The following is a 13,083-nucleotide window of genomic DNA, read 5'->3' on the forward strand; positions in this document are numbered from 1 at the left end:
GGGGAAAAACATTGTCCGAAGCTGAAACCGGCGACCGGCATTATCAGATCGGCAGCGCCAGCTTCCGGGCTCGTCCGCTCGAGCCGGCGCTCTACATCGTGGCGACGCCCATCGGCAATCTCGGCGATATGACGATCCGCGGCGTCGAAACCCTTGCCGCCGCCGACATCATTGCCTGCGAGGATACCCGGGTGAGCCGCGTCCTGTTGGAGCGCTATGGCATTTCACGCCGCCCTTTCGCCTATCACGAGCACAATGCCGAAATCGCCGGCCCTAAACTGATCGAGGCGTTGCTTGCCGGTAAGAGCGTTGCGCTCGTCTCTGATGCGGGAACGCCACTCGTCGCCGACCCTGGCGGCAGGCTGGTGCCGGAGGCCAAGGCGGCCGGAATCAGGGTGGTGCCGATCCCCGGCGCCTCATCCGTCCTCGCCGCGCTGACGGCATCGGGCCTCTTCAAGGGCTCATTTTACTTTGCCGGCTTTTTATCGTCGAAACAGGGACAGCGCCGTGCCCGGCTGGCGGAACTCAAGGCGCTCGATGCGGCGCTGGTTTTCTTCGAATCGCCCAACCGGGCTGCCGCGACGCTTGCGGATATGGCCGATATATTCGGGGCGGAACGCCCGGCTTCCCTCTGCCGCGAGTTGACCAAGACCTATGAGACCATCGTGACCCTACCGCTGAAGCAGCTGGCCGAGACGTTCGCGGACGAGGATCGCATCCGCGGCGAGGTGGTTCTCGTCGTCGGTTCTCCCGTCGAGGATGCGAATATTCCCCGCTCCGACGAAGATGTCGACGCGTTGCTGCGCGCGCTTGTCCTCGAAATGTCGCCGGCAAAGGCGGCCGGAGAGGCGGCGCGCATGACCGGGCGGCCCAAGGGCGAGCTCTATCAACGGTTGCTGGCAATGAAATGAGCGCGCGGGGCGGCAGGCGCAAGGCATACCGCCGCGGCCACTCCGCCGAGCGGCTCGCCGCGCTCGCCCTCATGCTGAAGGGCTATCGCATAGTCACCCGCCGGTACCGCACCAAGGTCGGCGAGATCGATCTGATTGCCCGCCGCGGCAATATCGTAGCCATTATCGAGGTGAAGGCACGGGCACGGCTCGACCAGGCGATGGACTCGGTAAACATCCTCGCGCAGCGCCGCATTGAGGCGGCAGCCGATCAATGGCTGGCGCGCCAACCGGATCAGGCGTTGTTGTCCGTGCGGTTCGATCTTGTGGCGATCCTGCCCTGGCGCTGGCCGGTACATGTGCCTGCAATTTTTACAAGCTGAGGGTCGGCTGCAATTCGCCCAGTGTGACCCGGTAGTGGGCTCCAGATTGGATCCATCGCGACGCCGCTCAGAGCGTTGAGAATTTCATGGCACCGAGATGGCAAAGTCGGCCGCGCCAGTTCTACCTAAAAAGGGTGCTTGCATTTTCTGATTAACACTATAAAAGTGGTCGTGTATCGGTTGAAATTGCGCCCGCTTTGTTCCACCCTGAGGTGAGCGGGGCTGCTTGCTGTTTGATTGATAGAACGAGAATCTGCAAGCCCCCGGTTTTTCAGAAATTCCATGCTCCGCCTTCAGTTTCGGCGCATTTCTGTTCCTTATAAACCGCTGACCTTTCATGGATAATCCCTGCAACCATTGGGATTATCGCATTCATGTCCATCAGCAAGACCCAGCTTTCTGTCTTTCCAGCCTTTTTCCGCGTGCGGAATGAAGTGCTTGTGGTCGTGGGCAATGGCGAAGAGGCGCTTAACAAAGCGCGACTGCTCGATCAGACGAATGCGGCAATTCGCGTTGTCGCCGATGCGCCCGAACCGGAACTCGCGGCCTTCCTGCGCGATGGCGGATATGAACATGTCGCGGAAAAATTTGCTCCCAAGCAACTGACCGGTGCAAAACTGGTCTTCATCGCTACCGGCGATGAAGACCAGGATCGAGAGATTGCCGCCGAAGCACGCCGCCAGCACATTCCAGTCAACGTCGTCGACCGTCCCGACCTTTGCGATTTCTTCACGCCTGCCATCGTCAACCGCGCGCCGCTCGCAATCGCCATAGGTTCGGAAGGCACCGGTCCCGTTCTGACCCAGATGATCCGCGCCCGTATCGATGCGGCGTTTTCGCCCCGCCTTGGCGATCTTGCGCGCCTCGCCAACGCCTATCGGCCCGCGGTGGAGCGGCTGGTCATGAAGGGCTTGCCGCGTCGTTTGTTCTGGCGATCATTTTTTTCCGGTGATGTCGCAAGCAGTGTCTACAACAATGATCTTGCCGGCGCCCAAGCGGCGGCGGCGGCGCTGCTGGGCAACCAGGAAACGGGCCAAGGCTATGTCTGGCTGGTCGGCGCAGGCCCGGGCGCGGAGGATCTGCTGACCTTGCGGGCTCATCGCGTCCTCATGGAAGCCGATGTCATCGTTTATGACGCGCTGGTGCCGGACGCGGTTGTCGGCATGGGCCGCCGCGACGCCGCGCGCATTTCCGTCGGCAAGCGCAAGGGCTGCCATTCGAAGAGCCAGGGCGAGATCAATAATCTGCTCGTCGCCCTCGGTCGCGAAGGCAAGCGCGTCGTGCGGTTGAAATCAGGCGATCCGCTCGTCTACGGTCGCGCCGGCGAAGAGATGGCCGCGCTTCGCGATGCCGGAATTTCCTTCGAGATCGTTCCCGGCATCACCTCGGCCTTTGCCGCGGCTGCCGATATGCAACTGCCTTTGACTTTGCGCGGCGTTGCCTCCTCACTCGTCTTCACGACGGGTCACGACATGTCCGGCGAAGTCCTGCCGGATTGGGCCCGCCTTGCCATCTCCGGCGCGACGATCGCAGTCTACATGGGCCGCAGTGTTGCAGCTTCGGTCGCAGAACGGCTGATCGCCGCTGGTCTTCATGCCGATACCGGGGTTGCCGTCATTGAAAATGCCGGCCGGACCGACCGTCGCATGTTCCACGGCACGTTGAACGACCTGCCGTCGCTTGAGCGGCGCGGGGATTTGAGCGGTCCCGTCATGGTCGTCATCGGTGACGCCGTTGCTGGCGCCGCCATCGACAAGGCCGAGGCGCTTTCCGCCCGGAACCAGAATTCCGTGGCGCTGCGCCACCTTGAAACCAATGCTGCCTGAACGCGAAGGATCACGATCATGAGTGTCAAAGTTCTTACCGCAAATCGCCTGACCGACGGTGAAGCCGTCTGGCTCGGCGCCAACGGCGAATGGCTCGAACAGATCGATGGTGCGCTGATCGCCCGTCACGCCGAAGCGGTGACCGCGCTTGAGGAAGCCGGCAAGGCAGCGATCAAGTCCAACCTCGTTATCGACGTCAACGTGATCGATGTTGAAGAGCGCGGCACCAATCTGTATCCGCTGCGTCTGCGCGAGCGTATTCGCCAGCTCGGCCCCACCATCCGCCTCGATCTCGGCAAGCAGGCTGAAAAGCCCAAAGCTTCGGCCGCTTAATTCCTGAAGGTTCGCATTCATGTATCGCTATGACGAGTTTGACCACGCATTCGTTTCTGCCCGCGTGGACCAATTCAAGGATCAGGTGGAGCGCCGTCTCGCCGGCGAATTGACCGAGGACCAGTTCCGGCCGCTGCGGCTGATGAACGGCGTCTATCTGCAGCTGCATGCCTATATGCTGCGCGTCGCCATTCCCTATGGCACGCTGTCGAGCCGCCAGATGCGCAAGCTCGCCCATATCGCCCGCCATTACGATCGAGGCTACGGTCATTTCACGACGCGGCAGAACCTGCAGTACAATTGGCCGGCACTGAAAGACATGCCGAAGGTTCTCGACGAACTGGCATCGGTCGAGATGCATGCGCTGCAGACCTCGGGCAATTGCATTCGCAACGTGACGGCGGACCATTTCGCCGGTGCGGCGGCTGACGAGGTCGCCGACCCGCGTCCCTATGCGGAGATCCTGCGCCAGTGGTCGTCGATGCACCCCGAGTTTTCGTATCTGCCGCGCAAGTTCAAGATCGCGGTGACAGGGGCCGAGCGCGACCGCGCCGCCATCCAGGTGCATGACATCGGCCTCCATCTGAAGAAGAACGAAGCCGGCGACCTTGGCTTTGCCGTCTATGTCGGCGGCGGGCAGGGCCGCACACCAATGGTGGCCAAGAAAATCAGGGATTTCCTCCCGGTAGAGGATCTCCTGACGTATACGACGGCGATCATGCGCGTTTACAATCTCAACGGCCGCCGTGACAACAAATACAAAGCCCGCATCAAGATCCTGGTGCATGAAACCGGGACCGAGGAATTGACCCGCCAGGTCGAGACCGAGTGGCAGGTGCTCAAGGATAGCGACCTTAAGCTGCCGCAGCAGGACGTCGATGCAATCGACAGCTATTTCCGCGCGCCCAACCTGCCACAGCGCCCGGAAGGGTGGTCGGGTCTTGCCGCCGCGCGCAAGGCGGATCATGCCTTTGCGACATGGGTCGACCAGAACGTCACGCCGCACAAAAACCCGGATTATGGCGTCGTAACTATCTCGCTCAAGCCCATCGGCGGCATTCCGGGCGATGCAACCGACGCGCAGATGGACCTCGTTGCCGATATTGCCGAGAAGTTTTCGCAAGATGAGATCCGTGTCAGCCACGAGCAGAACCTTGTTCTCCCGCATGTTGCGATCGCCGATCTGCGCATCGTCTACGACCTGCTTCTGACCGACGGCCTTGCAACGGCCAATGCAGGTCTCATCACCGATATCATCGCGTGCCCCGGCCTCGACTATTGCGCCCTCGCCAATGCCCGCTCGATCCCGGTGGCTCAGCGCATTTCCGAGCGCTTCGGCCAGCCGGATCGCCAGGCGGATATCGGCGAGCTCAAGATCAAGATCTCGGGCTGCATCAACGCCTGCGGCCACCACCATGTTGGCCACATCGGCATTCTCGGCGTCGAGAAGAAGGGCGAGGAGCTCTATCAGATTTCGCTGGGCGGCTCGGGCGACGAGATCTGCACCATCGGCGATATTACCGGCCGCGGCTTCTCGTCTGAAGAGATCGTCGATGCGGTCGAGACCATCGTCGACCGTTATCTTGAAATCCGCACCGACAAGGAAGAGACGTTCCTCGCCGCCTACCGTCGTGTGGGAGCCGCGCCGTTCAAGGATGCGCTCTATAGCGAGGCTGCAAATGCTGCTTGAGTTCAACGAGCAAACGGTGGCGGATGAAGCACGCTCGCTCGAAGCCCGGTACGGCAATCTCGAGCCGCTGGATGTCATCGAACTCGCCATCGACCACCTCTTCAATGAGGAGATCGCGGTTGTCTCTTCGTTCGGGGCGGAATCCTCGGTATTGCTGCACATGATCGCGCAGATCGACCGGGCAACGCCGGTGCTTTTTCTGGAGACAGGCAAGCATTTTCCGGCAACTTTGCGCTATCGCGACCAGCTGGTCAGCGAGCTTGGCTTGACTGACGTACATGATATCCACCCGCTCAAGCACAGCCTGAAGGATGAAGATCCCTTTGGCGCGCTGTCCATGACCAACAAGGACCGCTGCTGCTATATCCGCAAGGTCGAGCCAATGGCGCGCGCGGTTGCGCCCTATCGCGCCTGGATGACGGGCCGCAAGCAGTTCCAGGCCTCCACACGCTCCAGCCTGGCTGTTTTCGAGTCGGTCGGATCGCGCGTCCGTATCAATCCGCTCGCCCACTGGACCTCGGCCGACCTCAAGGCCTATATGAGCGCGCATGAATTGCCGCCGCATCCGCTGGTTGCCGAAGGCTACCGTTCGATCGGCTGCATGCCCTGCACGTCGCCGGTCAAGGACGGCGATGACGACCGGGCTGGGCGCTGGGCCGGGTCGGACAAGACCGAATGCGGTATTCACCTGACTGGCCTTACCGACCAGTTGAGCAATATTTCACTGACGGATTCGAATTTATGAGCGACATTTCCGAAAAGCCCGCCGGCGAGCTCTGGGGCCGCGAAGGATTTCGCGAAGATCTCTATATCACGGCTACGTCTTTGGATGAGGCTGGCGACGCGCCGGCGGTCATCCTGCCGCTCGCCGTCTGGCTTGGTCTTGAGGACGATGTGCGTTTTGCAACGAACCGGCGCATCGGCGTGTCCGTGGCGCCCGGCGAGAACATCGAGCCGCTGCTCGGGCTGCTCGACCGCATTCCGCTGATTGCCCTCGAATTTCCTGCCTTCAATGACGGGCGCTCCTATTCCAAGGCGGAAATGCTGAAAAATCAGCGCCACTTCAAAGGCGAGCTGCGCGCGGTGGGCGATGTTCTGATCGATCAGGTCGCCTATATGCTGCGGACCGGTTTCGATACGCTGAAGGTGTCGCATGCGGTCACGCTGGAGCGGCTTGCCGATCACAACCTTCACGATGTGCCGGTCTATTACCAGCCTGGCAGGGGATCGCATACCGCCCCCGGAACCTATAGCTGGCGCCGCGTCCCGGTCGCCTGAACCCCTTCACGACATCACCTGGAAAGCACTTATGTCCGACACGATTGAAACAGATGTGGTTATTGTTGGCGCGGGTCCCGTGGGCCTTTTTGCTGTGTTCGAGCTCGGCCTGCTCGATCTTCGCGCTCATGTCATCGACATTCTCGACCGCCCGGGCGGCCAGTGCGCCGAGCTCTATCCTGAAAAGCCGATCTATGACATTCCGGGCCTGCCGGAGGTGACCGGGCAGGCGTTGACCGACAATCTCTTGAAGCAGATTGCGCCCTTTGACCCGCAGTTCCATTTCTCGACCATGGTAACCGCGCTGACCAGGCTCGAAGACGGCCGCTTCCGCGTCGAAACCGATGCGGACGAGGTGTTCATCACCAAGGTCATCGTCATTGCCGCCGGCGGTGGCTCCTTCCAGCCGAAGCGTCCGCCCGTGCCCCAGATCGAGCATTATGAGGGAACGAGCGTCCACTATGCGGTTCGCAAGATCGAAGCCTTCCGCGGCCATGACGTCGTTATCGTCGGTGGCGGCGACTCGGCGCTCGACTGGACCCTTAACCTCGAGCCTGTGGCGAAATCGGTAACACTCGTGCATCGCCGCCCGGAATTTCGCGCCGCGCCCGACAGCGTCAACAAGATGTGGGCACTGGAGAAGGAAGGCCGCGTAAGGTTCCGCATGGGCCAGGTCAGCAATCTCGAGGGCGCCGACGGGCAACTGTCCAAGGTTGTCATCAAGGGCGCCGAGGGCGACGAGCATCTGGAAGCTGGCCGCCTGCTGCCGTTCTTCGGCCTGACCATGAAGCTCGGCCCGATCGCCGATTGGGGCCTCAATCTCGATCAGAACCTGATTGCGGTCGACACGGAGAAATTCGAGACCTCCGAACCCGGCATCTTCGCCATTGGCGACATCAATACCTATCCCGGCAAGTTGAAGCTCATCCTCTCGGGCTTCCACGAGGCCGCGCTCATGTCACAGGCGGCAAAGCGGATCGTATCGCCTGGCGAGCGGATCATCTTCCAGTATACGACATCATCCACCTCTCTGCAGAAGAAGCTGAAGGCAGCATAGGGCTGATGAGCGACGACGCCCTCTATATCCACGTCACCGATCAGCACGGCAAACGCCATACGCTCGAGGCCCTCGAAGGCTTTCGTGTGATGGAGGTCATTCGCGATTGGGGACTGGACATCAAGGCCGAGTGCGGCGGCGCCTGCGCCTGCGGCACTTGCCATGTCTATGTCGGCGAGGATTGGACGGAAAAGCTCTACGAGCCACAGGATGACGAAATCGACCAGCTCGACGTGACGTTCCACGTCGAGGAAAATTCGCGCCTGTCCTGCCAGCTGATCATGACGCCGGAACTCAACGGACTTGAAGTCACGCTCGCACCGGACACGCAGCGCGCTAGCGTCGCGGCCTAGCTTCTAGATCACAACGACGCGTGCGCCGAGCGGCACCCGCGCATATAGATCCATCACATGCGCGTTGATCATGCGGATGCAGCCATTGGAAACGGCGCGGCCAATGCTCCAGGGCTCCGTCGTGCCGTGGATGCGATAATAGGTGTCGCGGCCGTTTCGGTAGAGGTAAAGCGCCCGCGCGCCGAGCGGATTGTGCGGTCCGCCCGAGACGCCGCCGGCATAGCGTGCATATTTGTTCGGCTGGCGGCTGATCATGCCCTGGGTCGGTACCCACCGGGGCCATACTTCCTTGCGCCCGATCTTGGCGCTACCGTGAAAGGCGCGTCCGGCGCGGCCGACGCCGACACCGTAGCGGCGCGCTGTAAAACCGTCCTCGACCAGATAGAGAAAACGGCTGCGCGGGTCTATGACGACCGTGCCCGGCGCATAGGACGAATCGAAGGAAACATATTGCGGCTGGAAGACCGGGTTGATGACGAATGGTTTGCGGGCTGGCTTCGCAAGTGCTGCCTGCGGCGCTGCCGCCGCTGCAAGAACACCGGTCAAGAATAAGCGTCGCGTCAGCATCTCATCCCCCAACTTGGCTGCTGTCCGTCAAAGGACACTACACTTTTGGGAGGATTCTGTCCGGAAATTACTGAGCCATGGTTTACGCCGGCTCAACTTTTTGTGATGGAATGGCGGCCGTGAACGACCGCCATCGGAGCGTCAGGAGATACGTCCTATGCGTTCGATCAAAAGGTCGAAGAAGCCTTCATCATCGACGTCACGGATGTAGTAGGCATTTTTTGGCCGGTCGGTAACGCCCCACCAGTCGACCACGGTCATGCCGAGCGTCAGCTCATTGGCTGCCTCCACCGTCACATTGCAGGTGCGGCCGCCATAAAGTTCCGGCTTGAGCAGATAGGCGATCACGTTTGGGTCATGTAGCGGCCCGCCGTCGCTTCCATATTTTTCCTCGTCGAATCGCTCGAAAAATTCGAGGAGCTCGACGCAGGCATCACCGGCGCGCGTTCCCATATTGCGGAAGCGGTCGACCCGCTTTGCCGTCGAAAGCGCCTTGTGCGTCACATCGAGCGGCAGGATAGTGACGGGAACGCCGGATTGCAGCACGATCTGCGCCGCGTGGGGATCGACGTGGATATTGAACTCGGCAGTCGGCGTTATATTGCCGCCTTCGAAGAAGCCGCCGCCCATGAGCACGATCTCGCGGATGCGCGGGGCAAGTTCCGGCGCCCTGATGAGGATCTGCGCCACGTTGGTGAGCGGGCCGAGCGCGCAGATCGTCACGCTGCCTGGTTCCTCGCGGCGCAATGTCTCGATGATGAAATCGACCGCATGCTGCGTCTGGAGTGGCATAGTCGGCACCGGCAGGTCGGGCCCGTCAAGTCCGGTCTTGCCATGAACATGTTCGGCGGTGATCAGGGGGCGCAGCAGCGGCCGATCCGCGCCGGCAAAGACTTTCGCATCCGGGCGACCGGCAAGTTCGCAGATCTTCCGGGCATTGAGCTCGGTCAGCGCCAGCGGCACGTTTCCGGCGACTGCGGTAATGCCAAGCACGTCAAGTTCGGGGCTGGAAAAGGCTAGAAGGATGGCAAGGGCATCATCTTGGCCGGGGTCGGTATCGATTATGATTTTACGCGTCATTTCCTACTTTCTCGCGACCTGAATCCGGCCCTCTCTTGAACTCCGTGATTCGATCGACCATATCATTTGGCAAAGGCGAAATGCTGTCGAACACGGGTTTCGCTTTTAGGTCGCTTTTATCAAGGACTGCACCAATGACACGAATGACGCCATTTTCAAGCCCCTTGCTGCTTGGTTTTGACTCGATGGAAAAGACGCTGGAGCGCATAGCGAAATCCGGCGACGGCTATCCACCCTACAATATCGAGCGCATACGCGGCGCGAACGACCGCGAACAGCTTCGCATCGTTCTGGCAGTGGCCGGTTTCTCCAACGAAGACCTCGAAGTCACGACGGAGGACAACCAGCTGGTCATTCGCGGCAGGCAGGCCGATGAAGGCGAACGGGAATATCTGCATCGCGGTATCGCCGCGCGCCAGTTCCAGCGGATTTTCGTACTTGCCGATGGAATGCGCGTGAGCGCTGCCTCGCTGAAGAATGGGTTGTTGTCGATCGACCTCGATCGGCCGGAACCCGAACGGTTGGTCAAGCGCATAAACATTGCGGTAGAGGACTGACCGTAGCTCTAACAGGACAGGGCTTCGAAATAGACTGTCCGAATATGGAGGCTGACATGCAAAACACTGTTCACAAAAGCCCGTTCTCGGATCTTGAATTTGCACGGCTTGGCGCCGGACAGGTCGCCTATATGCGCAAGGTCAAGACCGACGAGCTCGCCCACAGCTTTCCGGCGCTGCCGCCGATGACGCCGGGTGTCGAGCTCTGGGCCCTCTTTGGCGCCAATGGCGATCCGATCGTCCTCTCCGATGAGCGCGACAATGTCCTCGTCGGCGCCCAGGAACATGAACTGCGCACCGTAATGCTGCAGTAAAAACCGGATAAGCGTGGTTCAGACCTTGACGGTCTGTTCCACGCGGTCCTCCGCCCCGAATACTTCCAGATAGCGCTTAATTTCCGCCGGATCGCCCGTCGCCTTCTTCGGGTTGTCCGAAAGCTTGACCGCCGGCCGACCATTGGTTTCGCTGACCTTGCAAACCAGCGAGATGGCATTGAGGCGGTCATTGTAGCGCGGCGCGCAATCCTCGAAATCATTGGTGAGGTTGGTGCCCCAGCCAAAGCTCATGCGCACCTTGCCGCGAAAATGGTGATAGGTCTCCTCAATCGTATCGACATCGAGACCATCGGAGAAGACCAGCAGTTTCTGGCGCGGGTCCTTTCCCTTCGACCGCCACCAGGCGAGGATCTTTTCGCCGCCCTCGATCGGGGGCGCGCTGTCAGGGCGAAAACCAGTCCAGTCAGCGACCCAGTCCGGCGCATCGCGCAGGAAGGCCGCGGTGCCGAATGCATCGGGGAGCACAATCAGCAGGTTGCCACCATAGTAGCGGTTCCAATCCTGCAGGACCTTGTAGGGCGATTTGAGCAGCTCCGCCCTCGTCGTGCTGAGCGCCGCAAGCACCATCGGCAACTCGTGGGCATTGGTGCCGAGAGCCTCGAGATCATTGTCCATCGCCATCAGAACATTGCTCGTGCCGGTGAAAGCAGGGCCGATCCCTTCCTTCAGCGCCTCGACGCACCAGCGCTGCCATAGAAACGAATGGCGCCGCCGCGTGCCGAAATCGGAAATCCTGATATCGGGGAGCGCGCGCAGCCGTTCGACCTTCGACCACATCTTGGCCTTGGCGCGGGCATAGGTGACGTCGAGTTCGAAGCGCCCCATCTGTTTCATGGCGGCGCGCGAGCGCAACTCGTTGATGATCGTCAGCGCCGGGATCTCCCACATCGTCGTATACATCCAAGGCCCATAGAAATTCAGGACGTATTGCCCGTCCTGCCGCGTCAGCTCATATTCGGGCAATTGGAAATTCGTCAGCCATTCGAGGAAATCCGGCTCGAAGATCTGCCGCTTGCCGTAGAACGTATTACCGCCGAGCCAGATCATTTCCTTCTTGCTGAAGCGCACCGTCCGCGCGTGGTCGAGCTGGGCCCGGAGTTCCTGCTCGTCGATTTCGTCGGCAAGCCGGACGCGCGTCGTCCGGTTGATCAGGGTGAAGGTGGCATCGACCTTGGGATAGAGCCCCCAGATCATCTGCAGCATCAGAAGCTTGTAGAAATCCGTGTCGAGCAGGCTGCGGACGATGGGATCGAGCTTCCATGTGTGGTTGAACACACGCCGTGCGATGTCGGTCTTGGTCGCCATATGGCCGCTCTCCTTCCGAATATTCCGCCAGTCATGTTGCACGGCAACTATCCGCCTTCAAGCGGAGCTGGCTAAATTCAGCGAAGCGGCTCTTCCATTAAATATTTGTAACCTCACCGAATTGTCATTAACGGTTCAGGCAAAGCACCCTATCTTTCGCTCCACATTCGCCTGTTCGCGCTCGATGACGCGTTGAGGTATAATCAATTTAGGCGCTGGCTCTGCTTTGACGCGGGACCGGCGTTTTGGAGTGACGTATGAAGGTTTGGAAACAACTGGCTCTGGCTTTGGTAATCCTTGGTGCTGCCGGGGCAGGCTGGCTGTACCTCTTTCCTGGCGCAAGTGATTTCCTGAAGAAGGCCGGCATCGATCGCGGCGCAACCACGGCGGCGACCGCGCCGGCTGGCGGACAAAAGCAGAAGCGCAGCGGACAGCCCTTGCCGCTCGTCACGGTTCGTGCGGCCGCCGATGCGAAGATCAATGACCGGCTGACGGCGATCGGAACGGGCAAGGCCAAGAGCTCCGTCTCCGTAACGCCCTATGCCGCCGGCCGTCTTACCGAAATACTCGTTACCTCCGGCAGCCACGTGCAGAATGGCGACGTCATTGCCCGGCTCGATTCTGAATCGGAAAGCATTCTCGCGGACAAGGCGCGGACGGCTCTCAAGGATGCAGAGACCAAGCTGAAGCGCGCACAGAATCTCTCGACGACCAACACCGTCTCGGCGGTCCAGGTATCCGACGCCGAACTCGTCGTTGAAAATGCAAGGCTGAACCTGCGCGAAGCCGAACTTGCCTTGGATCGCCGCGCCATCCGGGCGCCGATCGGCGGCACCGTCGGCATCTTCCCGATCAATGCCGGCAACTACGTCGTCACCACCACGCAGGTCGCCTCGATCGACGACCGGTCGGAACTCCTTGTCGATTTCTGGGTGCCGGAACGCTTTGCACCGGCCGTGACGATTGGTGCCGAGGTTTCGGCAAGCTCGATTGCCCGCCCTGGAGAATCCTTCAAGGGCGCAGTCAGTGCCATCGACAACCGGGTCGATCCGACGAGCCGCACGCTTCACGTCCAGGCGAAGATCACCAACCCGAAGGATACGCTGCGCGAGGGCATGGCATTCCAGGTGTCGCTCGGTTTTCCGGGCGAGACCTATCCGACGGTGGATCCGCTGGCGATCCAGTGGGGGACGGATGGCGCCTATGTCTGGCGCATTGTCGACAGCAAGGCATCCCGGGTGCCGGTGCGGATCGTCCAGCGCAACACCACCAACGTACTCGTCGACGCCGATATCAAGCCGGGCGACCAGATCGTCGCCGAAGGCGTGCAGTCGGTGCGGCAGGACGGTCTCGTCCAAATTCAGGGCCAGCCCGCTCCTGACCAGGCAAGTCCCTTGGCTTCCGTCGGCGAACAGGGCTGAGGCAGCGC

At 60.8% G+C, this 13,083-nt stretch carries 15 protein-coding genes; 12 read left to right on the top strand and 3 right to left on the bottom strand.

Translation table 11 applies throughout. The features are described from left to right. Positions 1-11: 11 nt before the first annotated feature. From rsmI to HQ945_RS16465, 9 genes are all read left to right on the top strand, one after another. On the top strand, positions 12-911 hold the full coding sequence (gene rsmI / locus HQ945_RS16425) for a 16S rRNA (cytidine(1402)-2'-O)-methyltransferase (protein ID WP_113279866.1): 900 nt from the start codon (positions 12-14) through the stop codon (positions 909-911). Then, entirely contained in the window at positions 908-1,273 is a 366-nt protein-coding gene (locus HQ945_RS16430; protein ID WP_027230802.1) for a YraN family protein, read from the top strand. The genes rsmI and HQ945_RS16430 overlap by 4 nt, the downstream gene beginning before the upstream one ends. 374 nt (positions 1,274-1,647) lie before the next feature. Next, positions 1,648-3,099: a siroheme synthase CysG gene (gene cysG, locus HQ945_RS16435; RefSeq protein ID WP_113279865.1), complete on the top strand. Its 1,452-nt coding sequence runs from the start codon at positions 1,648-1,650 to the stop codon at positions 3,097-3,099. Between the two features lie 18 nt (positions 3,100-3,117). Then, positions 3,118-3,432, top strand: coding sequence for a DUF2849 domain-containing protein (locus HQ945_RS16440; RefSeq protein ID WP_027230800.1), 315 nt, complete (start codon positions 3,118-3,120; stop codon positions 3,430-3,432). A 19-nt stretch (positions 3,433-3,451) separates the two neighbouring features. Continuing rightward, positions 3,452-5,122: a nitrite/sulfite reductase gene (locus tag HQ945_RS16445; RefSeq protein ID WP_091947219.1), complete on the top strand. Its 1,671-nt coding sequence runs from the start codon at positions 3,452-3,454 to the stop codon at positions 5,120-5,122. Continuing rightward, positions 5,112-5,867 (top strand): phosphoadenylyl-sulfate reductase, encoded by a 756-nt coding sequence (locus tag HQ945_RS16450; protein ID WP_113279864.1) that lies wholly within the window; start codon positions 5,112-5,114, stop codon positions 5,865-5,867. The genes HQ945_RS16445 and HQ945_RS16450 overlap by 11 nt, the downstream gene beginning before the upstream one ends. A gap of 5 nt (positions 5,868-5,872) precedes the next feature. After that, positions 5,873-6,400, top strand: coding sequence for a DUF934 domain-containing protein (locus tag HQ945_RS16455; RefSeq protein WP_425500662.1), 528 nt, complete (start codon positions 5,873-5,875; stop codon positions 6,398-6,400). A gap of 31 nt (positions 6,401-6,431) precedes the next feature. Beyond that, positions 6,432-7,457, top strand: a complete 1,026-nt coding sequence (locus HQ945_RS16460) for an NAD(P)/FAD-dependent oxidoreductase (RefSeq protein ID WP_113279862.1) — start codon at positions 6,432-6,434, stop codon at positions 7,455-7,457. A gap of 5 nt (positions 7,458-7,462) precedes the next feature. Beyond that, positions 7,463-7,810, top strand: a complete 348-nt coding sequence (locus HQ945_RS16465; protein ID WP_113279861.1) for a 2Fe-2S iron-sulfur cluster-binding protein — start codon at positions 7,463-7,465, stop codon at positions 7,808-7,810. 3 nt (positions 7,811-7,813) lie between these two features. Here the strand turns inward: HQ945_RS16465 and HQ945_RS16470 are convergent, their stop codons facing one another. Both HQ945_RS16470 and HQ945_RS16475 read right to left on the bottom strand, forming a co-directional pair. Further along, a complete protein-coding gene (locus HQ945_RS16470; RefSeq protein WP_174208292.1) occupies positions 7,814-8,377 on the bottom strand; it encodes a L,D-transpeptidase in 564 nt (187 codons plus the stop codon). 141 nt (positions 8,378-8,518) lie between these two features. Further along, complete coding sequence (locus HQ945_RS16475; RefSeq protein ID WP_113279860.1) at positions 8,519-9,457, bottom strand: nucleoside hydrolase; 939 nt, start codon at positions 9,455-9,457, stop codon at positions 8,519-8,521. Between the two features lie 134 nt (positions 9,458-9,591). On the opposite strand from HQ945_RS16475, the gene HQ945_RS16480 reads away from it, so the two are divergent. Together HQ945_RS16480 and HQ945_RS16485 are read left to right on the top strand one after the other, a co-directional pair. Further along, positions 9,592-10,014 carry an Hsp20 family protein gene (locus tag HQ945_RS16480; RefSeq protein ID WP_027230792.1) on the top strand — a complete coding sequence of 141 codons (423 nt, stop codon included), beginning with the start codon at positions 9,592-9,594 and terminating at the stop codon, positions 10,012-10,014. Positions 10,015-10,070: 56 nt separating this feature from the next. Then, positions 10,071-10,328 carry a BQ00720 family protein gene (locus HQ945_RS16485; protein WP_051614838.1) on the top strand — a complete coding sequence of 86 codons (258 nt, stop codon included), beginning with the start codon at positions 10,071-10,073 and terminating at the stop codon, positions 10,326-10,328. 18 nt (positions 10,329-10,346) lie between these two features. On the opposite strand, the gene pncB is transcribed toward HQ945_RS16485, so the two are convergent. Then, positions 10,347-11,654, bottom strand: coding sequence for a nicotinate phosphoribosyltransferase (gene pncB / locus HQ945_RS16490; RefSeq protein ID WP_113279859.1), 1,308 nt, complete (start codon positions 11,652-11,654; stop codon positions 10,347-10,349). 257 nt (positions 11,655-11,911) lie between these two features. On the opposite strand from pncB, the gene HQ945_RS16495 reads away from it, so the two are divergent. Then, entirely contained in the window at positions 11,912-13,075 is a 1,164-nt protein-coding gene (locus tag HQ945_RS16495) for an efflux RND transporter periplasmic adaptor subunit (RefSeq protein WP_113279858.1), read from the top strand. The last annotated feature ends 8 nt before the right edge of the window (positions 13,076-13,083 follow it).

The organism is Phyllobacterium pellucidum (genome assembly GCF_013327855.1).
GTDB classification, from domain to species: domain Bacteria; phylum Pseudomonadota; class Alphaproteobacteria; order Rhizobiales; family Rhizobiaceae; genus Phyllobacterium; species Phyllobacterium pellucidum.

Bases quoted from the DNA above. Each gene is read 5' to 3' on its own strand.
- HQ945_RS16495 (WP_113279858.1), top strand. From the start codon at position 11,912: ATGAAGGTTTGGAAACAACTGGCTCTGGCTTTGGTAATCCTTGGTGCT.
- HQ945_RS16480 (WP_027230792.1), top strand. From the start codon at position 9,592: ATGACACGAATGACGCCATTTTCAAGCCCCTTGCTGCTTGGTTTTGAC.
- cysG (WP_113279865.1), top strand. From the start codon at position 1,648: ATGTCCATCAGCAAGACCCAGCTTTCTGTCTTTCCAGCCTTTTTCCGC.
- HQ945_RS16485 (WP_051614838.1), top strand. From the start codon at position 10,071: ATGCAAAACACTGTTCACAAAAGCCCGTTCTCGGATCTTGAATTTGCA.
- HQ945_RS16450 (WP_113279864.1), top strand. From the start codon at position 5,112: ATGCTGCTTGAGTTCAACGAGCAAACGGTGGCGGATGAAGCACGCTCG.
- HQ945_RS16470 (WP_174208292.1), bottom strand. From the start codon at position 8,377: ATGCTGACGCGACGCTTATTCTTGACCGGTGTTCTTGCAGCGGCGGCA.
- HQ945_RS16430 (WP_027230802.1), top strand. From the start codon at position 908: ATGAGCGCGCGGGGCGGCAGGCGCAAGGCATACCGCCGCGGCCACTCC.
- HQ945_RS16445 (WP_091947219.1), top strand. From the start codon at position 3,452: ATGTATCGCTATGACGAGTTTGACCACGCATTCGTTTCTGCCCGCGTG.
- pncB (WP_113279859.1), bottom strand. From the start codon at position 11,654: ATGGCGACCAAGACCGACATCGCACGGCGTGTGTTCAACCACACATGG.
- HQ945_RS16465 (WP_113279861.1), top strand. From the start codon at position 7,463: ATGAGCGACGACGCCCTCTATATCCACGTCACCGATCAGCACGGCAAA.
- HQ945_RS16460 (WP_113279862.1), top strand. From the start codon at position 6,432: ATGTCCGACACGATTGAAACAGATGTGGTTATTGTTGGCGCGGGTCCC.
- HQ945_RS16440 (WP_027230800.1), top strand. From the start codon at position 3,118: ATGAGTGTCAAAGTTCTTACCGCAAATCGCCTGACCGACGGTGAAGCC.
- HQ945_RS16475 (WP_113279860.1), bottom strand. From the start codon at position 9,457: ATGACGCGTAAAATCATAATCGATACCGACCCCGGCCAAGATGATGCC.